The organism is Pseudomonas baetica, from assembly GCF_002813455.1.
Lineage (GTDB): Bacteria > Pseudomonadota > Gammaproteobacteria > Pseudomonadales > Pseudomonadaceae > Aquipseudomonas > Aquipseudomonas baetica.
On the sequence record NZ_PHHE01000001.1, the window covers coordinates 2,727,443 to 2,750,607 of the forward strand.

At 60.1% G+C, this 23,165-nt stretch carries 17 protein-coding genes and 2 tRNA genes; 7 read left to right on the forward strand and 12 right to left on the reverse strand.

Annotated elements, in window-relative coordinates; all coding sequences use genetic code 11:
• Positions 1-2 precede the first annotated feature (2 nt).
• Positions 3-830 carry an NAD(+) synthase gene (gene nadE / locus ATI02_RS12400; RefSeq protein WP_100846421.1) on the forward strand — a complete coding sequence of 276 codons (828 nt, stop codon included), beginning with the start codon at positions 3-5 and terminating at the stop codon, positions 828-830.
• 198 nt (positions 831-1,028) lie between these two features.
• On the opposite strand, the gene azu is transcribed toward nadE, so the two are convergent.
• Entirely contained in the window at positions 1,029-1,472 is a 444-nt protein-coding gene (azu, locus tag ATI02_RS12405; protein ID WP_095187317.1) for an azurin, read from the reverse strand.
• A gap of 341 nt (positions 1,473-1,813) precedes the next feature.
• Between azu and ATI02_RS12410 the strand changes: the two genes are divergently transcribed.
• Both ATI02_RS12410 and ATI02_RS12415 read left to right on the forward strand, forming a co-directional pair.
• Positions 1,814-2,401 carry a cytokinin riboside 5'-monophosphate phosphoribohydrolase gene (locus ATI02_RS12410; protein WP_100846422.1) on the forward strand — a complete coding sequence of 196 codons (588 nt, stop codon included), beginning with the start codon at positions 1,814-1,816 and terminating at the stop codon, positions 2,399-2,401.
• 68 nt (positions 2,402-2,469) lie between these two features.
• On the forward strand, positions 2,470-2,667 hold the full coding sequence (locus ATI02_RS12415; RefSeq protein WP_095187319.1) for a hypothetical protein: 198 nt from the start codon (positions 2,470-2,472) through the stop codon (positions 2,665-2,667).
• 210 nt (positions 2,668-2,877) lie between these two features.
• Here ATI02_RS12415 and ATI02_RS12420 read toward each other — a convergent pair whose 3' ends face one another.
• The 11 genes from ATI02_RS12420 to rnr all read right to left on the reverse strand — a co-directional run bounded on the left by ATI02_RS12420 (position 2,878) and on the right by rnr (position 19,792).
• The gene (locus ATI02_RS12420; RefSeq protein WP_095187320.1) at positions 2,878-3,771 is read right to left on the reverse strand and encodes a transglutaminase family protein; all 894 of its coding nucleotides are present in this window, start codon (positions 3,769-3,771) and stop codon (positions 2,878-2,880) included.
• Positions 3,771-6,257, reverse strand: a complete 2,487-nt coding sequence (locus ATI02_RS12425) for a circularly permuted type 2 ATP-grasp protein (protein WP_100846423.1) — start codon at positions 6,255-6,257, stop codon at positions 3,771-3,773. The genes ATI02_RS12420 and ATI02_RS12425 overlap by 1 nt, the downstream gene beginning before the upstream one ends.
• An 88-nt stretch (positions 6,258-6,345) precedes the next feature.
• Positions 6,346-9,621, reverse strand: coding sequence for a transglutaminase family protein (locus ATI02_RS12430; protein WP_100846424.1), 3,276 nt, complete (start codon positions 9,619-9,621; stop codon positions 6,346-6,348).
• Positions 9,622-9,989: 368 nt separating this feature from the next.
• Positions 9,990-12,302 (reverse strand): YgiQ family radical SAM protein, encoded by a 2,313-nt coding sequence (locus ATI02_RS12435; RefSeq protein WP_095187323.1) that lies wholly within the window; start codon positions 12,300-12,302, stop codon positions 9,990-9,992.
• Positions 12,303-12,493: 191 nt separating this feature from the next.
• Positions 12,494-13,891, reverse strand: a complete 1,398-nt coding sequence (dnaB, locus tag ATI02_RS12440) for a replicative DNA helicase (RefSeq protein WP_016983781.1) — start codon at positions 13,889-13,891, stop codon at positions 12,494-12,496.
• A 121-nt stretch (positions 13,892-14,012) separates the two neighbouring features.
• Positions 14,013-14,459, reverse strand: coding sequence for a 50S ribosomal protein L9 (gene rplI / locus ATI02_RS12445; RefSeq protein ID WP_003186385.1), 447 nt, complete (start codon positions 14,457-14,459; stop codon positions 14,013-14,015).
• 19 nt (positions 14,460-14,478) lie between these two features.
• Positions 14,479-15,372, reverse strand: coding sequence for a hypothetical protein (locus tag ATI02_RS12450; protein WP_095187324.1), 894 nt, complete (start codon positions 15,370-15,372; stop codon positions 14,479-14,481).
• Positions 15,373-15,408: 36 nt separating this feature from the next.
• On the reverse strand, positions 15,409-15,639 hold the full coding sequence (gene rpsR, locus ATI02_RS12455; protein WP_002551829.1) for a 30S ribosomal protein S18: 231 nt from the start codon (positions 15,637-15,639) through the stop codon (positions 15,409-15,411).
• Positions 15,640-15,667: 28 nt separating this feature from the next.
• Complete coding sequence (rpsF, locus tag ATI02_RS12460; protein ID WP_095187325.1) at positions 15,668-16,090, reverse strand: 30S ribosomal protein S6; 423 nt, start codon at positions 16,088-16,090, stop codon at positions 15,668-15,670.
• A gap of 307 nt (positions 16,091-16,397) precedes the next feature.
• Complete coding sequence (gene rlmB / locus ATI02_RS12465; RefSeq protein ID WP_095187326.1) at positions 16,398-17,165, reverse strand: 23S rRNA (guanosine(2251)-2'-O)-methyltransferase RlmB; 768 nt, start codon at positions 17,163-17,165, stop codon at positions 16,398-16,400.
• Positions 17,162-19,792 carry a ribonuclease R gene (gene rnr, locus ATI02_RS12470; RefSeq protein ID WP_100846425.1) on the reverse strand — a complete coding sequence of 877 codons (2,631 nt, stop codon included), beginning with the start codon at positions 19,790-19,792 and terminating at the stop codon, positions 17,162-17,164. Before rnr ends, rlmB begins: the two co-directional genes overlap by 4 nt.
• 225 nt (positions 19,793-20,017) lie before the next feature.
• Here rnr and ATI02_RS12475 point away from each other — a divergent pair.
• The 4 genes from ATI02_RS12475 (at position 20,018) to ATI02_RS12490 (ending at position 23,134) form a co-directional block, all read left to right on the forward strand.
• Positions 20,018-20,104: transfer RNA gene (locus ATI02_RS12475), tRNA-Leu, on the forward strand.
• Between the two features lie 180 nt (positions 20,105-20,284).
• A tRNA-Leu gene (locus tag ATI02_RS12480) sits at positions 20,285-20,371 on the forward strand.
• Positions 20,372-20,558: 187 nt separating this feature from the next.
• Positions 20,559-21,569 carry an iron ABC transporter substrate-binding protein gene (locus tag ATI02_RS12485; RefSeq protein ID WP_095187328.1) on the forward strand — a complete coding sequence of 337 codons (1,011 nt, stop codon included), beginning with the start codon at positions 20,559-20,561 and terminating at the stop codon, positions 21,567-21,569.
• A complete protein-coding gene (locus tag ATI02_RS12490) occupies positions 21,569-23,134 on the forward strand; it encodes an ABC transporter permease (protein WP_100846426.1) in 1,566 nt (521 codons plus the stop codon). Before ATI02_RS12485 ends, ATI02_RS12490 begins: the two co-directional genes overlap by 1 nt.
• The last annotated feature ends 31 nt before the right edge of the window (positions 23,135-23,165 follow it).

A 23,165-nucleotide genomic window follows, 5' to 3' on the forward strand; every position in this document is an offset into this window, starting at 1 on the left:
TCATGCAAGCCGTACAGCGTGAGATTGCTGAACAGCTCAAGGTGCAACCGCCGTTTGCCGACTACAAGGCACTCGAAGCGGAAGTCGCCCGACGTATCCGCTTTATTCAGGATTGCCTGGTCAATTCCGGGCTCAAGACGCTGGTGCTCGGTATCAGCGGCGGCGTCGACTCGCTGACCGCAGGCCTGTTGGCCCAGCGCGCGATGCGCGAACTGCGTGATCAAACGGGCGACCAAAGCTACAAGTTCATCGCCGTGCGCCTGCCGTACGAAACCCAGTTTGACGAACACGACGCCCAAGCCTCGGTGGACTTCATCGCCCCGGACGAACGCCACACGGTCAATATCGGCCCGGCGGTGAAATCGCTGGCCGCAGAAGTGGCGGCGTTTGAAGGCAAGCATGCAGTGTCGGTGGATTTCGTGCTCGGCAACACCAAGGCGCGGATGCGTATGGTGGCCCAGTACACCATCGCTGGCGCTGCCCACGGTCTGGTAATTGGTACTGACCATGCGGCAGAAGCGGTGATGGGGTTCTTCACCAAATTCGGTGACGGCGCTTGCGACCTGGCCCCGCTCAGCGGTCTGGTGAAAAACCAGGTTCGCGCAATTGCCCGCAGCTTCGGCGCGCCCGAGTCGCTGGTGGAAAAAGTCCCGACTGCCGACCTTGAGGACCTTTCCCCGGGCAAGCCCGACGAAGCCTCCCACGGCGTGACCTATGCCGAGATTGATGCCTTCCTGCACGGCGAGCCGGTGCGTCAGGAAGCGTTCGACATCATCGTGAACACCTACAACAAAACCCATCACAAGCGCGTCATGCCGTTCGCGCCTTGATTGGCGATGGAATGAAAAAGCCCGCTGAGGAGTGATCCTCAGCGGGCTTTTCTTTGGCCATTGCATTGATTGATGCTGATGGCCCCTTCGCGAGCAGGCTCGCTCCCACAGGTTTTGTGTCGGTCACACATTTTGTGGGCAACCGGGACACGATGGGAGCGAGCCTGCTCGCGAAGAACGATGACGCGGTGAACCTGCTTACTTGACCGTAATGGTGCCTTTCATCATCGAGATGTGGCCCGGGAACGAGCAGAAGAAACCGTAGCCGCCGTCCGCTACCTTGGACACGTCGAAGGTCACCGAGTCGGTTTCCTTGGCGCCGATGATTTTGGTGTGGGCGATGACACGTGCGTCACCTTCCTTCAGGTAGTTCTTGTCGATACCGGCAGCCAGGCCATCGGTGGCGATCGGCTGCATGTCAGCTTCTTTGCTGATCACCAGGTTATGGCCCATGACGTTCTTCGGCAGGCTGCCGGAGTGGGTCAGTTCGACGGTGAAAGTCTTGCAGCTCTTGTCGATCACGATTTCCTTGGTGTTGAAGGACATCTGATCGGTGGAGTCAACGGTGGTTTTGCACTCGGCAGCCATCAATTGGCTGCTGGCCAGCGCCAGCAGGGATACCGCAACAACTTTGGAAAACATGGTGAATCTCCAAGGCAGGGTTAACAAAATCACGAATGGTGGAAAGACTGCCTGAATTCTTCGCAAGTTCCTATGACTTGAGTCAAAAATTGTATACAACTTTCAGGCTATGACACTCATCGACACAATCTAACGGTCAGATCACGCGGCTGAACCTATGATCGAGCCATCCCATTGAGACGGAGTGCCTGTCATGTTCTTTAACGGTCTGTTGTGCAGTTTGCTCGCCGCCTACGCCTGTGGCGCCAGCGGAACCTTTGAATCGCCAGAACGCGAAGTCTAGACCTTGGATCGAGGCCTGCCAGCCGTTACCCTGTGACGGATTGACCCAGGAGGAAGGCATGTCTCTGAAATCCGTTTGTGTATTTTGCGGTGCCAACGCCGGCACTGATCCGGCTTATACCGAAGCCGCCAAAGCCCTTGGCCGGGCCCTGGCCGAGCGCAAGTTGACGCTCGTTTACGGCGGTGGCGCCGTGGGTTTGATGGGCATCGTTGCCGATGCCGCACTGACCGCTGGCGGGGAAGTGATCGGCATCATCCCGCAAAGCCTGATGGACAAGGAAATCGGCCATAAGAGCCTGACGCGCCTGGAAGTGGTCGACGGCATGCACGCCCGCAAGGCGCGGATGGCCGAACTCAGCGATGCGTTTATCGCGTTGCCCGGCGGCCTTGGCACGCTGGAAGAGTTGTTCGAAGTCTGGACCTGGGGCCAGCTCGGCTACCACGGCAAGCCGCTGGGCCTGCTGGAAGTGAACGACTTTTACAGCAAACTCACAGCTTTTCTTGACCATATCGTCGGCGAAGGCTTCGTTCGCGCGCCACACCGTGACATGCTGCAAGTGAGCGAATCACCGCAAACCCTGCTCGAGTCCCTCGATAACTGGAAGCCGACCGTCACGCCAAAGTGGGTCGACCAAAAACCCGGCTAACCGCCGGGCACAGATACAGGGCAGAATACGCGCCGCTCAACCTCACCTTCGACCCAAGAGGATCGCCCATGGCCAAACCCAATTACTCCTTCGCCAAACGTCAACGAGACCTGGAAAAGGAAAAGAAGAAAGAGGAAAAGCTTCAGCGCAAGAAACAAGTAGCTGAAGAAGCGGCACTGAACCCTGACGGTGAAGTGGCGACGCAAGATGATGTTGATGCAACCGATGCGACTGAAACACCGAAAGATCAGGCGCCCGACGCCTGAACCCCACCGGGTTTGATGATCGAATCAGACCCTGCGGATTTGTGACGGGGCTGGCAGTTTCACTGCCGGCCCTCACAGACCTTCCCCCTTCCCAAGCACACCCAAATTCCCATGTGGGAGCGAGCCTGCTCGCGAAGGCGGTGTATTTAGCCACACATGATTTGACTGACCTGACGCTTTCGCGAGCAGGCTCGCTCCCACATTTGATCTCTATTCGTCCAGTGGCATCACCGTGACCCGCACTTCGGGATCATGGCTGCCGCCGCCAAGAATCACCCCGCGCAACGGCGACACATCGGAAAAATCCCGCCCCCACGCCAACGTAATGTGCTCCAGCCCCGGCTGCACATTGTTGGTCGGATCGAAATCCACCCAGCCCAGTACCGGACAAAACACCGACACCCAGGCATGTGACGCATCAGCGCCGATCAGCCGTGGCTGCCCCGGTGGTGGCTGGGTCAGCAGATAACCGCTGACATAACGCGCCGCCAACCCTCGGGAACGCACGCAGGCGAGCATCAAATGCGCGAAGTCCTGACACACTCCACGCCGCCGCTCCAGCACTTCTACCAACGGTGTCGCCACTTGGGTCGCCTCGGCATCGAAGGTGAATTCGCTGAAGATCTTCTGCATCAACGCCTGCACACCCAGCAGTAACGGCCGGCCGGGTGGGAAACAGCTTTGCGAGAACTCGACGAAGCTACGCTTCAAATGCACGTAGGGTGACTGGAATCGATAGCGGCAAGCCTCAAGCAATTCAGCGCCGAGCGGCTGACTGCTGTAGGTCAGCGCATTGCGCGTCAGTTCCCACGCGGGGGACTGGTTGAAATCCAGCTGCGGTCGCGCCAGCACTTCAACAGTGAGTCGGGCGTTGACCTGCAACTCATCATGCGGACGCTCGAACGCAAGTCGGGTCAGCGGATTGCCGAACACATCCAGTTCATCGCGACGCGCCGTTGGCTCCGGGCTGATCAGCAACTGCTGCTCGGTGCAGCGCTGCCAACTGCATTCACGCGGCCACAGATGCGCCAATTGCTGCGCCAGGGAAACCGGGCTGTCGTAGTGGTAACAGGTGTCGTGGAGGATCTGGTAATGCGCGTTCATCAGACGGACACCGTGCGCTGGCTGACATCATCGACGTGGGCGAAATGGCGCAGGGCCAGGCGATCGGACACCTGGCCGCTGGCCTCGGCGATCTCTTGCAGCAGGTCCGCCAGACCATCAAGGGCCGCACGCACGCTGGATTCGCCGAACAACGGGTTCTCCAGACACCCCAGATCGAACCGCGCCAGACGCTCGACCAGATGCGCCAGTCCGGCCTCACGAGGCACGCCGAAATCATCGTTCAAGCGTTTCAACGTGCGCGTGACCAGTTTCAACTGGAACAACACCGCATGCGGGTTCTGCTCATCAAGCAGTAACAGGTCGAGTACCGGAATCAATTGCGCCACCGCCAGATAGCGCGAGCGGTAGGTAATGCTGCTGTTACCCAGTTCCAGCAGCCATTCCAGGCCAGCCTGGTCGAACGCGCCCGCGCCGCGCAGAAACGCCGCAAGACTGCTGCTGAGAAATTGCAGACGCTCGATACGGCGACCGATCATCAGAAAGCGCCAGCCTTCGTCGCGGGTCATGTCGTCCAGGGCAAACCCGGACAGCGCCGCCAGCGACATCACCAGACGGTTGAGAAAATCCAGCAACTCGCCGAAATCCGGCTCATCGGTATCCAGTTCCGTGGCTTCGCGTTGCAACTCCACCAGGGCCTGCCAGTTCTCCCGGGAGAGTTTGCCGCGCACCTGCGAGGCTGCCCACTGCAAGCGTTGCAGGTTGGAGCGCAGGCTGAACGACCAGTCTTCGCCGAGCAGCGCCGCCAGCAGGCGCTCCGGTAGCTCACCCTCGTCCGGCAACAGCGCCAGCCGCTCGCCAAGATCGACAGCCGCCAACAGCGCTTGCGGATCATCACCATCGACATAGCGCGTGAGCATGATCCGCAGCAGCCGCGCGCTGTCGTCGCAACGTTCGCAATAACGACCGAACCAGAACAGGTTTTCCACCACCCGCGAAGGCAGGTAAGGGTCGCGCCGCACCAGATCGTGTACACCGACGTTGCGCTGAGCCTTCCATTGTTCGCCGCTTGGCGGCCGATCGCCCAATACCCAGGTGTCTTTGCTCGCCCCGCCGCGCTGCATCGAGACCACCTCGGCATCGGCTTCGGCGGCCACCCGGGTCAGCCCGCCGGGCAGCACCCGATAGCCGTCACGGCTGGCCACCGCGTACATACGCATACCGATGGCCCGGGGTTGCAGTTGACCGTCCTCGGCCTGCCAGATCGGCGCCTGGGACAGCTGGGCCAATTCTTGCGCGACATACGCATACGGTCGCGCCTGCATGCGCTCGGCAAGCGATTGACGCTGGTTTTCACTCAGATCACGGCCGAATACCGGTGCGAAGCTTTGCGAGGGGAAAGCAGGCTTGATCAACAGTTCAGGCAGTTTTTCCAGTGCTTGTGCCAACACAGGCGCCTCCCCACACCACCAGGTCGCAATGGACGGCAGGATCAGCTCTTCGCCAAACAGAAACTGGTTGATCTTCGGTAAAAAGCCCAGCAAACCGGGTGATTCGAGCACGCCACTGCCGAGTGCGTTGGCCACCAGCACCCGGCCCTGCCGCACCGCCTCGAGCAACCCGGGTACACCGAGTGCGGAATCGGTGCGCAGCTCCAGTGGATCGCAGAAGTCGTCGTCGAGCCGGCGCATGATCGCGTGCACCCGGCGCAGGCCACTGAGGGTTTTCAGATAGACCGTGGCATCGCGCACCGTGAGGTCGCCACCCTCCACCAGCGGATAACCGAGCTGACGGGCGAGATAAAGATGTTCGAAATAGCTTTCGTTGAAGCGCCCCGGCGTCAGCAACACCACCAGCGGCGCGTCGCCATCGCTGGGTGCCTGCCGGGCGAGGGTTTCCTGCAACGTGCGGAAGAAGCCGGCCAGATGCTGCACCTTCAGATCACGGTACAACTCCGGGAAGGCGCGGGACACGATGGTGCGGTTTTCCAGCGCATAACCGGCGCCCGAAGGGGCTTGCGTGCGATCGGCCGTCACCCACCAGCGGCCGTCCGGCGTGCGCGCAAGATCCACCGCGTACAGATGCAGAAACGCCTCTTCCGGCGGAGCGATGCCCTGACAGGGCCAGAGGAAGTTGTTGTGGCCGAAGACTAGTTCTGCCGGCAGCAGGCCTTCTCTGATCAAACGTTGCGGCCCGTACAGATCCGCCAGCACGGCATTGAGCAGGCGCGCACGCTGAGCAATCCCCGCCGACAATTGCTGCCACTCATCTGCTGCAATCACATGCGGCAGCAAGTCCAGCTCCCATGGTCGATCGGCGCCCTTGGGGTCGGCATAGACGTTGTAAGTAACGCCGTTTTCCTGAATCTGCCGGGCCAGCAACGCCTGACGCTGCAGCAGTTGCGCCGGGGTGCTGCGCTGCAGTTGATCGAACAGCCGCCGCCAGTGCGCACGCACTTCGCCGCTGTCGTTGAGCAGTTCGTGATAAGTGCCCGCCGTCAGCGGGTAGCGGTCTAGCAGGTCAGGCATGGAAAGCTCGGCAGACAGCAGTGAACGGTCAGACTAACGCAGGCACATGACGCGCGGATATACGAAAAATCCGCGCGTCGCGCAGGACTTAGAAACGTCGTAAATCGAGTGTCATCGGTAGCTCGTCGGAGATTGTCAGATCGGGTATGGGAAGTTTCCCCGGTGTGTGTCCGATCCGGAAGAAGCGCGCCATGCGCCGGCTCTCCGCTTCGTTAGCGTTGACCGGCAACGTTTGGTAATTACGCCCGCCCGGATGGGCGACGTGGTACTGGCAGCCACCCAGCGAACGCGCCATCCAGGTATCGAGCAGGTCGAATACCAGCGGCGCGTGTACCGGGATGGTCGGTTGCAGACAGTTGGCCGGTTGCCAGGCGCGGTAACGCACACCGGCGACAAACTCGCCGACCCGCCCGGTCGGATGCAACGGCACGGGGATGCCGTTGCAGGTCAGCAGATAACGCTGCGGTGGCAAGCCCTTGAGCTTGACCTGCAAACGCTCCAGCGATGAATCGACGTAACGCACCGCGCCGCCCGCCGCGCCCTCCTCGCCCAGCACATGCCACGGCTCGAGCGCCTGACGCAGCTCCAGTTCGATGCCGTTGACCGCGTAGTCGCCGACCTTGGGGAAACGAAACTCCAGATGCGCCGCAAACCACTCTGCGCGCAACGGATAGCCGGCGTTGTTGAGTTCGACGATGACGTCGGCGAAATCCTGCTCGATAAAGTGCGGCAACAGAAAACGGTCGTGCAGTTCGGTGCCCCAGCGCGCCAGTTTCGGCGGCGCATAAGGCTCGCGCCAAAAACGTGCGACCAGCGCCCGCAGCAACAATTGCTGGGCCAGGCTCATGCGTGCGTGCGGCGGCATTTCAAAGGCGCGCAGTTCCAGCAACCCGAGGCGCCCGGTGGCGCCGTCCGGCGAATACAGTTTGTCGATGCAGAATTCGGCGCGATGGGTGTTGCCGGTGACGTCGATCAGCAAGTTGCGCAGCAGACGATCCACCAGCCACGGTGCGCACTCCTCGCCCGGTTCAGGCATTTGCGCGAAGGCAATTTCCAGCTCATACAAGGCGTCGTTACGCGCCTCGTCGACTCGTGGTGCCTGGGAGGTCGGGCCGATGAACAACCCGGAAAACAGGTACGACAGCGATGGGTGGTTGTGCCAGTAACTGATCAGGCTGCGCAGCAAATCCGGGCGACGCAGGAACGGTGAGTCGGCAGGTGTAGCGCCACCAAGGACGAAATGGTTTCCGCCGCCAGTGCCGGTGTGACGGCCATCGATCATGAATTTCTCGGTGGTCAGGCGAGTCTGGCGTGCCTCTTCATAGAGAAACTCGGTGCGCTCGACCAACTCGTCCCACGTCGCCGAAGGCTGCACGTTGACCTCGATCACGCCGGGGTCCGGGGTAATACGGAAATTGCTCAGGCGCGGATCGCTCGGCGGCTCATAGCCTTCCAGCAACACCGGGCAATGCAATTCTTCGGCAGTGGCCTCAATGGCCGCCACCAGTTCCAGGTAATCCTCGACCCGCTCCAGCGGCGGCATGAACAGATACAAGCGCCCTTCGCGGGCCTCGGCGCAAAACGCGGTGCGGGTCAGCCAGTCGGCGGATTCGTCGATTTTCGGCAGACGCTCGTCAGCCTTGGCCGGCTCGCCGTGACTGTTCAGTTGCGCGGTGTCCGGCAGCGCCGGGAAATCCTGATTCGGGTCCTGCGGATGGATGAACGGATATTCGGCGGCGTTCACCCACGGCTGCGAACCAAGCGGCAAGCGATAGCCCAGCGGCGAGTCACCCGGCACCAGTCGGCAATGCTCGTCGCGCAGATACCAGCGCCCGCTCTGCCATTGATCACCCTTGGCGGTGCGCGCCAGCGGCAGCACCTGACCGATGACTTTATCGAGGCCTTGGCTAAAGACCTTGCGCAGTCGCGCACGCTCCAGCGGTTCCTCTAGACGCGAGTCTTGCGCGCTGACGTTGCTCGGCAACGAACCTTCGCGCCAGAGGTAATAGAAATTGTCCTCGTAGGCTGCAAACACAAAGCGCGCAGGCAGTTTCAGGCGTTCGGCGACGCTGGCCAGGAAACGTCCGGCCAGCTCGCCATTGGCGCCGTAATCCTGCTGCTCGCCGGCGATCAGCGCGTCGTTTTGCCAGATCGGCACGCCATCGCGGCGCCAGTAACAGTTGAGCGACCAGCGCGGCAGTTGCTCGCCCGGATACCACTTGCCCTGACCAAAATGCACCAGCCCTTTTGGCGCGTAATGTTTGCGCATGCGCTGAAACAGTTCGGCGGAGAGCCGGCGCTTGTCTTCGCCAAGGGCCGCGGTGTTCCACTCGGCACCATCCGGGTCATCGATGGAGACGAAGGTCGGCTCGCCGCCCATGGTCAGGCGTACATCGCCCTCCAGCAGGTCGGCATCGATCTGCCGGCCCAATGCCTGAATCGCCAGCCACTGCTCATCGGTGTACGGCTTGGTGACCCGTGGCGCTTCCCAGATTCGCTCAACCGACATTTCGTGGCTGAACTGTGTTTCGCACGGTTCGACCATGCCGCTGATCGGCGCTGCCGAAGAGGGATCAGGACTACACGCCAACGGAATATGCCCTTCACCGGCAAACAGCCCGGAAGTGGCATCGAGACCGATCCAGCCGGCGCCCGGCAGGTACACTTCGCACCAGGCGTGCAGGTCAGTGAAATCAACATCTGTGCCCGAGGGACCGTCGAGGCTTTTCACATCGGCGGTCAGTTGAATCAGGTAACCGGAGACGAACCGCGCTGCCAGCCCAAGGTTGCGCAGCAGTTGCACCAGCAACCACGCCGAGTCACGGCACGAGCCGGAGGCATGTTCAAGGGTGTGCTCAGGGGTTTGTACGCCCGGCTCCATGCGGATCAGGTAACCAATGTCTTCGCTCAGGCGCTGATTGAGCGCCACGAGAAAGTCCACGGCCGGCAGCGGCGTGCGGTCGATGCCGTCCAGGTAGGCCTGAAACTTCGGCGTCAGCGGCAGCGTTTCGAGGTACGGCGCCAGCTCTTTGCGCTCATCGGCGGCGTAGGCGAAGGGGATTTTCTCGGCGTAGGGTTCGAGGAAGAAATCGAACGGATTGAATACAGCCATTTCCGCCAGCAGATCGACTTCGATGCGTAACTCGTCGGTCTTCTCGGGAAAAACCAGCCGCGCCAGGTAATTGCCCTGCGGGTCTTGCTGCCAGTTGATGAAATGCTGCTCGGGCGAGACCTTCAGCGAATACGAGAGAATTCGCGTGCGGCTGTGGGCAGCCGGGCGCAGGCGAACGATCTGCGGGCCGAGTTCGACAGCGCGGTCGTAGCGGTAATGCGTGACGTGATGCAATGCGACATGAATCGACACGGCGTGCCTCCTGCGAGCCCTAAGCGTATTGGAAAGCGCGCAAGACTTATGCCATGCACAGGCTGGGGCGCTTTCCCGGAATGCTCAGGGCAGTACAGCACCAAAATCGGGCGATGCGGGGAAATGGTTGAGCGAAGTTGCGCCTAAATGTGGCGGGCAGTTGTAGGTGGAGTGTCTGAACTGGCCTCTTCGCGAGCAAGCCCGCTCCCACAGGGGGTTCGAGCTAGACACCAATAGGCGAATCACCGCCGATCAAATGTGGGAGCGGGCTTGCTCGCGAAGGCGTCAGTAGCCTCACCACATTTCCTTGAGCCCTGAAATGCAGAACGCCAACCCGAAGGTTGGCGTTCTGTTGAGCTGAAAACGGCTTAGCGTGGCACCACCGGTTTGCGCGCCGGCTTCGGCCCTTTGCCCTTGGCCGCGTCTTTGCGCTCCTTGGCGGCCTGCTGGTTGCGGGCGAACGCTGCTGCCTTGGCCTGCTCACGCTTGTCCCACGGATTACCGCCATCACTGGCACGCGGCGGCAGACCGGTGTGCTGGGTGAGGATCTTGGTGGTCTTCTCTTTGCCTTCTTTCGCCACTTTATGGCTGCCAGCCGGCGTCGAGTTCTTGCGACGGGCGCTCTGGTAGCTGTCGGTGGACGGCTGATGCAGCGGAATCAGTTGATCCTTGCCCGGCCCGATCAGGTCGCCACGGCCCATGCGGATCAACGCTTCACGCAGCATCGGCCAGCCTTTCGGGTCGTGGTAACGCAGGAACGCCTTGTGCAGACGACGCTGCTCCTCGCTCTTGACGATGGTCACGCCGTCACTCTTGTAAGTGACCTTGCGCAGCGGGTTCTTGCCCGAGTGGTACATCGCGGTGGCGGTGGCCATCGGCGACGGGTAGAACGCCTGCACCTGGTCGGCGCGGAAGCCATTGCCCTTGAGCCACAGGGCCAGGTTCATCATGTCTTCGTCGGTGGTGCCCGGGTGCGCGGCGATGAAGTACGGAATCAGGTACTGCTCTTTGCCCGCTTCCTTGGTGTACTTCTCGAACATGCGCTTGAACTTGTCATAGCTGCCAATGCCCGGTTTCATCATCTGGTTGAGCGGACCTTCCTCGGTGTGTTCCGGGGCGATCTTCAGGTAACCGCCAACGTGGTGGGTCACCAGCTCTTTGACGTACTCCGGCGACTCGACCGCGAGGTCGTAACGCAGGCCGGAGGCAATCAGGATTTTCTTCACACCCGGCAATGCACGGGCGCTGCGGTACAGCTGAATCAGCGACGAGTGGTCGGTGTTCAGGTTCGGGCAGATGCCCGGGAATACGCAGGACGGCTTGCGGCACGCGGATTCGATTTCCGGCGTTTTGCAGGCGATGCGGTACATGTTCGCGGTCGGGCCGCCGAGGTCGGAAATGACCCCGGTAAAGCCTGGGACCTTGTCGCGGATCTCTTCGATTTCGCGAATGATCGACTCTTCGGAACGGTTCTGGATGATCCGGCCTTCGTGCTCGGTGATCGAGCAGAAGGTGCAGCCACCGAAGCAGCCACGCATGATGTTCACCGAGAAACGGATCATGTCGTAGGCCGGGATCTTTTCCTTGCCGTACGCAGGATGCGGAACACGTGCGTAAGGCATCCCGAACACGTAGTCCATTTCTTCAGTGGTCATCGGAATCGGCGGCGGGTTGAACCAGACGTCGACTTCGCCATGCTTCTGCACCAGCGCACGGGCGTTGCCCGGGTTGGTTTCCAGGTGCAGCACGCGGTTGGCGTGGGCATACAGAACGGCGTCGCCACGGACCTTTTCAACCGACGGCAGACGAATCACGGTCTTGTCGCGGGTCATGCGCGGGCTGGCCAGGATCTGCACGACCTTGGCTTCCTGCGGATCTTCGACCGGACCCTTTTCCTGCTCGATGGCGCAGGCCTGGGTGTCCTGGGTATTCACGTACGGGTTGATGATCTTGTCGACCTTGCCCGGACGGTCGATACGCGTCGAGTCGACTTCATACCAGTCTTTCGGCGTATCGCGACGAATGAACGCTGTGCCGCGCACGTCGGTGATGTCTTCGATCTTGTGGCCGTAAGACAGACGCTGGGCCACCTCGACAATCGCTCGCTCGGCGTTGCCGTACAGCAGAATGTCAGCGCTGGCGTCGATCAGGATCGAGTTACGTACGCGATCCTGCCAGTAGTCGTAGTGCGCAATGCGGCGCAGGGAGGCTTCGATGCCGCCAAGCACGATCGGCACGTGCTTGTAGGCTTCCTTGCAACGCTGGCTGTAAACCAGGCTCGCGCGATCCGGACGCTTGCCGGCCATGCCGCCGGGCGTGTAGGCGTCGTCGGAACGGATTTTCTTGTCGGCGGTGTAGCGGTTGATCATCGAGTCCATGTTGCCGGCCGCGACGCCGAAAAACAGGTTCGGCTCGCCGAGCTTCATGAAGTCGTCTTTGGACTGCCAGTTTGGCTGGGCAATGATCCCGACGCGGAAGCCCTGGGACTCCAGCAGCCGGCCGATGATCGCCATACCGAACGACGGGTGATCGACGTAGGCATCACCGGTAACGATGATGATGTCGCAGGAATCCCAGCCGAGCTGATCCATCTCCTCCCTGCTCATCGGCAGGAATGGCGCTGGCCCGAAACATTCGGCCCAGTACTTTGGATAGTCAAATAACGGCTTGGCTGCTTGCATGTCGATAACCGGTGTTGGCTTTCATTGAATTTCGCGGGCGCGGAATATAGCACAAATTTTGACCAATTCCGACGGCTATGGTCGGAAATTGCGCCACGCCCATTCGCGAGCAGGCTCGCTCCCACAAAGGAACGCATTCCAGAGTGGGAGCGAGCCTGCTCGCGAAGGCGTCAGCTCAGACGATGAGAAAATTATTCATCGTCGTCGAAGTTGTAACTGCCCGGCGCAAGGTTTTCGAAACGGGTGTACTTGCCGATGAAGGCCAGGCGGATAAAGCCGATCGGGCCGTTCCGCTGCTTGCCGATGATGATTTCGGCGATGCCTTTGTGCTCGGTTTCCGGGTGATACACCTCGTCCCGGTACACGAACATGATGACGTCGGCGTCCTGCTCGATCGCTCCGGATTCGCGCAAGTCGGAGTTCACCGGGCGTTTGTTCGGGCGCTGCTCCAGGGAACGGTTGAGCTGCGACAGGGCAACCACCGGGCAGTTGAATTCCTTGGCCAGGGCTTTCAGGGATCGCGAAATCTCGGAAATTTCGTTAGTGCGGTTGTCACCGCTCGAACCCGGGATCTGCATCAGTTGCAGGTAGTCGATCATGATCAGGCCGACGTCGCCGTGCTCACGCACCAGACGTCGAGTCCGGGCACGCATTTCCGACGGGCTGATGCCCGCTGTATCGTCGATGAACAGCTTGCGGTCGTTGAGCAGGTTGACCGCCGACGTAAGGCGTGGCCAGTCGTCGTCTTCCAGCTGGCCAGAACGCACCTTGGTCTGGTCGATGCGACCCAGCGAGGACAGCATACGCATGATCAGCGATTCGCCTGGCATCTCGAGGGAGTACACCAGCACTGCCTTCTCGCTGCGCAACACAGCGTTCTCCACCAGGTTCATTGCGAAGGTGGTTTTACCCATCGACGGACGGCCGGCGACAATGATCAAGTCGGACGGTTGCAGGCCGCTGGTCTTCTCGTCGAGGTCGGTATAACCGGTGGACAGGCCGGTGATGGCGTTGTCGGTGTTGAACAAGGTATCGATGCGGTCGATGGCTTTGGTCAGCAAATCGTTGACGCCGACCGGGCCGCCGGTTTTAGGCCGGGCCTCGGCAATCTGGAAGATCTGACGTTCCGCTTCGTCGAGAATCTCGGCAGCAGTACGACCTTCCGGATTGAAGGCGCTGTCGGCGATTTCGGTACTAATGCCGATCAGTTGGCGCAGGGTTGCCCGCTCACGGACGATCTGCGCATAGGCCTTGATGTTAGCGACGGACGGCGTGTTTTTCGCCAGTTCGCCGAGATAACCGAGGCCGCCGACCTGGGACGTCTGACCTTCCTTGTCCAATTGCTCGGCAAGGGTCACGACGTCGATCGGCGAGTTCTGATCGGCCAGTTTGGCGATCGCACGGAAAATCAGACGGTGGTCATGTCGATAGAAATCGCCGTCGGAGACTTGATCGAGCACGCGTTCCCAGGCGTTGTTGTCCAGCATCAGACCACCGAGTACAGCCTGTTCGGCCTCGATGGAATGCGGCGGCACCTTCAGGGCGGCGGTTTGCAGATCGTATTGCTCGGGAGCGGAGATATCGTTCATGGCCACTTGTGTTGTTTAGTAAAAGCAGGGATTGCAGAAAGACAAAGGGCACGACCTGTAAACAGGATCGTGCCCGATGTTAACCGTCTGACGGACAAGCCGCCAGCCGATCTGGTGTTGCTTAAGCTGCTACCACGACAACGCGTACGGTGGCTTCAACTTCGGCGTGCAGGTGCACGGCTACGTCGAATTCGCCTACGTTGCGGATGGTGCCGTTCGGCAGACGAACTTCGCTCTTCGCCACTTCAACGCCGGAGGCGGTCAGTGCGTCAGCGATGTCGTGAGTACCGATCGAACCGAACAGCTTGCCTTCGTCGCCAGCGGTGGCAGTGATGGTCACTTCCAGCTCGGCCAGTTGGGCAGCACGGCTTTCAGCCGATGCTTTACGGTCTGCAGCGGCTTTTTCCAGCTCAGCACGACGCTCTTCGAACGCAGCCAGGTTGGCAGCGGTCGCAGCGGTAGCTTTGCCGAAAGGCAGCAGGTAGTTACGGCCGTAACCGGCCTTAACGTTTACTTTGTCGCCCAGGTTGCCCAGGTTGGCGATTTTTTCCAGAAGGATCAGTTGCATGTGGAAATCCTCTTAACTTTTAACCTTCACCGTTCGCGCTGTCGGTGTCTTTCGACACGTGACGACCGCGAAAATCAATCAGGCTGTCGACAATGGCCAGAACCACGAGCAACGGATAGATCAGCTGCATGAACAGCAACAGCGTTACGTACAACCCCACCAGCCAGAAACCGGCCAGTCGCTTCTGCCCGACCAGCCCATGAATCAGGGCCAGTCCGGCGAACACCAGCGGTACACTGCACAACGGCGTCAACATGGCCATCTGTGCACCGAGATTCGGGCCCAGAAGCATCAACGCCAGCAGTAACATCGCCGGCCCCAGCGGGATCCGGATGGCGCGAAACTCGCGACCAAAACCACCCGGGTTGTACAACAACGCCTGCCAATGACGCCCGACAATCAGGCTCAGCACGCTGACGATCTGCAACAAAGCCGCAATCAGTCCGGTCAGGACGGGTGCAATCAGGGACGCGAAACGCGCTTGCTCATCGACCGACAATTGCTTGTAGGTCTCACCGAGAAGCGCGGGCATGACCTTTATAAGGGCCTGCGCGAGCATCTCGATCTGGGCCGCAAACGCCGCCCCGAGCACCACTGAAAACACCACGCCTATTGCTACGCTGACCAGCAGCGTGCGGACCCAGGATTCACTTGCGCGCAAAACCAACGCAAGCCCCGAAGACCCCAGCAGCACCAGAAGTGCCCGTGGGTCATCGGCATACAGCCACCAGATCAATGCCGGCAGCAGCCCCAGGGACAGAACGCCAAGGGCGTCCGTCAATCCGCGCCGCAGAAGCACAAGGCTCCCGGCGGCAGCACCCAACCAATACAGCAACGGCAATGTTGCACATCCGGCCACCACGAGAGTGGCCTGCATACGGCCTCGCATGATGAACTCAGCTAAGGCACGCATGCATTCAATCCTTTGCTACTTGTCGACTGCCCGGTCTCAGCGGCCGTGGCTGTCGGTGTAGGCCAGCAGGGCCAGGAAGCGGGCGCGCTTGATAGCGGTGGCCAGCTGACGCTGATAACGAGCTTTGGTACCAGTGATACGGCTTGGAACGATTTTGCCGGTCTCGGATACGTAGGCTTTCAGAGTGTTGAGATCTTTGTAATCGATCTCTTTCACGTCTTCAGCGGTGAAGCGGCAGAATTTACGACGACGGAAGAAACGTGCCATTTGATAGGCTCCTTAAAAGGTCCGTGGATTACTCGTCAGCGTTATCGCTGTTGTCGCTGTCATCACTATCAGCGCCTTCAGCGCCTTCGTGCTCAGGACGGTCGCGACGCTCACGGCGCTCACTGCGGTTTTCTTCAGCCTTGAGCATCTCGGATTGGCCGGTAACGGCTTCTTCGCGACGGATGACCAGGTTACGGATCACTGCATCGTTGTAGCGGAAGTTGTCTTCCAGCTCGGCCAGGGCCTTGCCAGTGCACTCAACGTTCAGCATCACGTAGTGAGCCTTGTGAACATTGTTGATTGCGTAGGCCAGTTGACGACGGCCCCAATCTTCCAGACGGTGGATTTTGCCGCCGTCTTCTTCGATCAGCTTGGTGTAACGCTCAACCATGCCGCCGACTTGCTCGCTTTGATCCGGGTGGACCAAAAAGATGATTTCGTAATGACGCATGAATGCTCCTTACGGGTTGTAGCCTGCCGCTCAAAAACGGTCAGACAAGGAGTGAATGACACTTATGGACTTGCCGGCGCGGGGCACATGCGTGCCTGCCGTCACAGCAAGGGGCGCAATTGTAGAGAAGGGACTGAAGAGGCGCAAGGCAATTGGTGATTATTTGAACAATCACCAATCTTCGCCTTCCCACAAAACACTGTGGGAGCGGGCTTGCTCGCGAATGCGGTCTGTCAGGCAACATTTACGTCGACTGACACTCCCCTTTCGCGAGCAGGCTCGCTCCCACATTTGCACCGTGTTCGACTCAGGACTTCTTCGCGGCAGCCTTGGCTTTCGCACCGCGCTGACGCTGTGCTTCGAACAGGCACACGCCCGTCGCCACGGACACGTTAAGACTGCTGACACTACCGGCCATCGGCAGGTTCACCAGATAGTCGCAGTGCTCGCGGGTCAGGCGACGCATGCCTTTACCTTCGGCACCCATGATCAGGATGGTCGGGCCAGTCAGGTCCTGGTCATAAATGCTGACCTCGGCCTCACCCGCCGTACCGACAACCCACAGACCGCGCTGCTGAAGCTTTTCCAGGGTGCGCGCAAGGTTGGTCACGGCCACCAGCGGAATCACTTCAGCCGCGCCGCAGGCGACTTTACGTACCACAGGTGTCAGGGTCGCCGACTTGTCCTTCGGCACGATCACCGCCAGCGCACCGGCAGCATCCGCCGAACGCAGGCAGGCGCCGAGGTTATGCGGATCGGTCACGCCGTCGAGCACCAGCAACAGCGGCGCGCCTTCGGTGCGATCAAGCAGCTCGTCGAGCATCGCTTCGCCCCAGACCTGGCTCGGACTCACGTCCGCGACCACGCCCTGGTGCACGCCCTCAACCCAGGCGTCCATTTCACGGCGCTCGGCCTGACCGACCTGGACACGATTCTCGTTGGCCAGCTCGATCAGGGTCTGCACGCGCGGATCGTTGCGGCTTTCAGCCAGCCAGATCTGCTTGACGCGCTTGGGGTGGTGACGCAGCAACGCTTCTACCGCGTGAACGCCGTAGATTTTTTCCAACTGACTCATGACTTCGCCTTCGGTTTACGCGCCCCGCCACTTTTGGCTGGAGCAGAACCCGCTTTCGGCGGGCCTTTACGGTGTTTGCTCGGTTTGGCTGGCTTGCCGCCGGTCGCATTTTCAGGCGCCGACCGCCCGGTCTTTCCCCCGGACGCCGCTTTACCACCGTTTTTTGCGTCGGAAAGCAGCGCTTTCTTCATTTCACGGCTTTTGCGCAGCTCGGCGTTTTTCGCCACGGCATCGCTCGGGCGATAGGCTTCTGCAGCCTTCTCTTTGGCCGGACGACGGCTGGCGGTTTTTGCCGGAGCCTTTTCTTCCGAAGCCTTGGCCGGTGGAGCGGCGGTTTCGGTACCGCGTTTTTTGCGACCGATCGGCGCGCTGATGGTTTTTTCCGCCATCTCGAAGTCAATCTTGCGCTCGTCGAGGTCAACGCGCATGACGCGCACTTCAACGGTATCGCCGAGACGGAAGCTACGACCGGTGCGTTCGCCCGCCAAGCGGTGATGCACGGGATCGAAGTGGTAGTAGTCGCCCGGCAACGCAGTAACGTGCACCAGACCTTCGACGTAGATATCAGTCAGCTCGACGAACAGGCCGAAACCGGTCACGGCGGTGATCACGCCGGGGAACGACTCGCCCACGCGATCTTTCATGAACTCGCACTTGAGCCAGTTCACTACGTCGCGGGTCGCCTCGTCGGCACGACGCTCGCTCATCGAGCACTGCTCGCCGAGCTGCTCCAGGGCCGCTTCGTCGTACGGATAGATGCGCGCCTTCGGAATGGTCATCGCACCGGCACGGCGAACGTGCGGGGTGTCCTGTTTCGAATGGATCACGCTGCGGATAGCGCGGTGCGTGAGCAAGTCCGGGTAACGACGGATCGGCGAAGTGAAGTGGGTATAGGCTTCGTAATTCAGACCGAAGTGGCCATCGTTTTCAGCGCTGTACACCGCCTGGCTCAACGAACGCAGCATCACGGTCTGAATCAGGTGGAAATCCGGACGATCCTTGATGCTTGCCAGCAGGGCCTGATAGTCCTTCGGCGACGGGCCGTCCTTGCCTTTGTGCAGGGACAGGCCGAGCTCGCCAAGGAAGGCACGCAGTTTTTCCAGACGCTCCGGCGGCGGACCGGCGTGAACGCGGTACAGCGCAGGGATTTCGTGTTTTTTCAGGAATTCGGCAGTGGCCACGTTGGCCGCCAGCATGCATTCCTCGATCAGCTTGTGCGCATCGTTACGGATGGTCGGGCGGATTTCGGCAATCTTGCGCTCGGAACCGAAGATAATCCGGGTTTCCTGCGTTTCAAAATCGATCGCGCCACGCACGTGACGAGCGGCCAGCAGCACTTTGTACAGCGAATAAAGCTGCTTGAGATGCGGCACGACGTCGGTGTATTCGCCACGCAGTTTGCGTGCTTCGGCGACCTTCGGCGTCTCCAGCATCGCACTGACCTTGTTGTAGGTCAGACGGGCGTGGGAGTGGATAACCGCTTCATAGAAGCAGTAGTCGGTCATTTCGCCGGACTTGGAGATGGTCATCTCGCAAACCATGGCCAGACGATCAACGTGCGGGTTCAGCGAGCACAGGCCGTTGGACAGTTGCTCAGGCAGCATCGGCACGACGCGCTCAGGGAAGTACACCGAGTTGCCGCGCACTTGGGCTTCGTTGTCCAGCGCCGAACCAATCTTCACGTAGCTGGAAACGTCGGCAATCGCCACGTACAACTTCCAGCCGCCGGAGAACAGGCGCAGCTTGCCCGGCTTGGCTTCGCAATAAACCGCATCGTCGAAGTCGCGGGCATCTTCGCCGTCGATGGTGACGAACGGCAGATGGCGCAGATCGACGCGCTTTTCCTTGTCTTTCTCTTCGACTTCCGGCTTGAGCTTGGCAGCTTCTTTCAGCACGGCTTCAGGCCAGACGTGCGGAATGTCGTAAGTACGCAGCGCGACATCGATTTCCATGCCCGGCGCCATGTAGTTGCCGACCACTTCGACCACGTCGCCTTGCGGCTGGAAGCGCGGTGTCGGCCAGTGGGTGATTTTCACCTCGACGAACTGACCGATCTGGGCGTTGGCGTTGCGGCCCGGAGTGACCAGCACTTCTTGCTGAATCTTCGGGTTATCCGCAACGACGAAGCCGATACCGCCTTCTTCAAAGTAGCGACCGACGATGGTTTCGTGGGCACGGGACACCACTTCAACGATCACGCCTTCACGGCGACCACGACGGTCGAGACCGGAAACTCGGGCCAGCGCACGGTCACCGTCGAACACCAGACGCATTTGCGCCGGGCTCATGAACAGGTCATCGCTGCCGTCGTCCGGCACCAGGAAGCCGAAGCCGTCACGGTGACCGCTGATGCGGCCGAGGATCAGGTCGAGCTTATCCACCGGGGCATATGTACCACGACGGGTGTAGATCAGTTGAGCGTCGCGCTCCATGGCGCGCAGGCGGCGGCGCAGGGCTTCGATCTGGTCTTCAGTGGTCAGACCAAACTCTTCGACCAGTTGCTCACGGGCAGCAGGCGAACCCCGATCGGCGAGATGCGCCAGGATCAGTTCGCGGCTAGGAATAGGGTTTTCGTATTTTTCCGCTTCACGAGCGGCCTCGGGATCGAGGGACTGCCAATCGGCCATTAGAGAGTTTTCACCTTGTCTATATACGGTTAGTTTGGCATAGGCGCCATCAAACGGGAAATTTCAGACTATCAAGGCCCATCTAAAGCCTTGTATCGACGCTTTGCAGGGCTTTTGAACACCGCGGGTAAAAAAAACTCAAAAAAAATCGCAGCAGGGGTTTACAGTTAAAAAGGTGCTCCGTATAGTGCGCGCCATCGACGACGCACAAGCGCTGCCGATACTGCCCAGATGGTGAAATTGGTAGACACGCCAGCTTCAGGTGCTGGTGACCTTACGGTCGTGGAAGTTCGAGTCTTCTTCTGGGCACCAATTTCGAGTTTGAGACTAGATCAGTTTCAAGACTCACACAAAACCCGCGAAAGCGGGTTTTGTGCATTCTAAGGAACGCATTTGTTAAAACCGATTTATTAAAATTAAATCAGGGGTTTACAGATCAAAAAGCGCTCCGTATAGTGCGCCACATCAACAGCGGCAACGCTTGCGATGATTGCCCAGATGGTGAAATTGGTAGACACGCCAGCTTCAGGTGCTGGTGACCTTACGGTCGTGGAAGTTCGAGTCTTCTTCTGGGCACCAATTCAAATGCAAGGTCACGACCTTGTATTTCACAGAAACCCACGAAAGCGGGTTTTTGCGTTTCTGGCATCCGAAAAACATCGACCGCCGTACCAGACCCTGCCTCGCCCCGCAAGGCGCACTTGAGAAACAATATCGTTTATCATTGTTGCAAGTTTTTGCAATGCGACAGTGAGGAACCCTGCGAATGACGTTTCGAAATACCCTGCGCCGAAGCCTGACCTTCACCCTCCTCGGCCTGGCACTCGCCACCCCCCTCACCCAGGCTGCCGATGCGGTTTCCCTGACTCTCTACAACGGCCAACACAAGGAAGTCGGCGACGCGATCGCCAAAGCCTTCGAAGCCAAGACCGGTATTCACGTCAACGTTCGCAAAGGTAGCAGCAATCAGCTCGCCAGCCAGATCGTCGAAGAAGGCGACCGCTCCCCTGCCGACGTGATTTACACCGAAGAATCTCCGCCGCTGAATAAACTCGGCGAACAAGGCCTGCTGGCCAAGGCGGATGACGCCACCCTGGCGGTTCTGCCGAAAAAATACGTGGCAGGTAATGGCACCTGGATCGGCGTCACCGCGCGGGTTCGCGTGGTCGCTTACAACCCGAAACTGATCGATGAAAAAGACCTGCCGAAATCGGTGATGGAGTTCTCCGATCCGCAATGGCAAGGCAAGGTCGGCTTCGTGCCAACCAGCGGCGCGTTCCAGGAGCAGGCCGTGGCGATCATCAAGATGCACGGTCGCGACGCCGCCGAAGAATGGCTGACCGGCCTGCGCGCTTTCGGCAAAACCTACAGCAACAACATGGTTGCGCTCAAAGCCGTGGAAAACGGCGAAGTCGCGACCGTGCTGGTGAACAACTACTACTGGTTCGCCCTGCAGCGCGAAAAAGGCCAACTGGATTCGAAACTGCATTACTTCAGCGGCGGCGACGTCGGCGGCTTGATCACCGTGTCCAGCGCAGCCGTACTTAAATCCAGCAAACACCCTAAAGAAGCCCAGCAATTCCTCGCCTTTATGGCCAGCGAAGAAGGTCAGCGCGTAATCACCCAGACCACCGCCGAATACCCACTGCACAACGGCATGCAATCGGATCGTGGCCTCAAGCCGTTCAGCGAGCTGCAAGCGCCAAACGTCACCCCGGCCGATCTGGGCAATGCTGAAGAAGCGCTGGATCTGGAACGTGAAGTTGGCTTGAACTGATGGCCGCATCGTTAACCGCCCCCGCCGCGCGCGGGGGTTACGTGCCACGACGCAAGCGGCCGTCGATCTGGCTGGTGCTGCCGGTTTTAATGCTGGTGGTCATGAGCCTGTTGCCGCTGGCCTATGTCGGACTGAAGGCCTGGCAGGCCGGCTGGGCCGAGGCGCTGCACTTGCTGTGGCGCCCGTATGTGTTCGGGCTACTGCGTAACACCCTGGCATTGATGGTCGGCGTGACCATCACTTGCGGCGTGATCGGCCTGTCGCTGGCCTGGTTGCTGGAGCGCAGCAATTTGCCCGGCCGACGCCTGTGGGGCGTGATTTTGTGCCTGCCGTTCGCGGTGCCGGCGTTTGTCAGCAGCTTCACCTGGGTTTCATTGAGTGCGCAGTTCGAAGGCCTCGGCGGGGCGATTCTGGTGATGAGCCTGTCAAAATACCCGCTGATCTTTTTGCCGGTTGCGGCGACCCTGCGCAATCTCGACCCTTCCCTGGAAGAGTCTGCCCGTACGCTTGGGCAGAATCGTTGGGGCGTGTTCTTTCGCGTCACCCTGCCGCTGCTCTGGCCGTCACTGCTTGCCGGATCGCTATTGATTGCCCTGCACATGCTGGTCGAGTTCGGCGCACTGTCGATTATTGGCCTGCAAACCTTCACCACGGCGATCTATCAGCAGTTCGAACTGGAGTTTAGCAATGCCAATGCGGCGATGCTCTCTGCGGTGTTGCTGGCGCTATGTCTGGTGCTGTTGTGGCTGGAGCTGCGCGTGCGTGGCAAAGGCCGGCATGTGCGCACCGGGCAAGGTGCGGCGCGCCAGGCTGAACAGGTTCGTCTCGGGCCGTGGGCCACTGCAGGCCAACTGTATTGCCTGATGCTGGCGATTGTCGGCAACGGTATTCCACTGGGCATGCTGGCGTACTGGCTGGCGGTAGGATCGTCAGCGGCGTTCCCGGTTGCAGCGATTACCGAAGCCTTGTTGTCGTCGCTGGCGTTGTCGCTGGGTGGCGCGGCGTTGTGCCTGATACTGGCGGTGCCGGTCGGACTGTTGGTGGTGCGTTACAAAGGCCAACTGGCGATCTGGGCCGAGCGCCTGCCTTACCTGCTGCATGCGCTGCCGGGGCTGGTGATTGCGCTGACGCTGGTGTATTTCGCCCTGCATTACGTACCGGTGCTGTATCAGACGTCCGGGCTGCTGCTGATCGCCTATGCGCTGCTGTTTCTGCCGCTGGCGCAGGCACCGATTCGCACAGCGCTGAACAAGGCTGCGCCGCAGCTGGAAGAGGCTGCACGCACGCTGGGCGCATCGTCGTTCACGGCGTTTTGCCGGGTGACGCTGCCGATCATCTTTCCGGCACTGGGCGCAGCGTTTGCGCTGGTGTTTCTGGATGCGATGAAGGAGCTGACAGCGACGCTGCTGCTGAGTCCGACAGGGCTAAATACCTTGGCGACCGAGGTGTGGGCGCACACGGCGAATGTCGAGTTCGCGGCAGCGGCGCCTTATGCGGCGTTGTTGATTTTGGTATCCGGGCTACCGGTTTATTTGCTGACGACGCGGATGTATCTGAGCCGCTGAAATAGCTTTCGCGAGCAGGCTCGCTCCCACA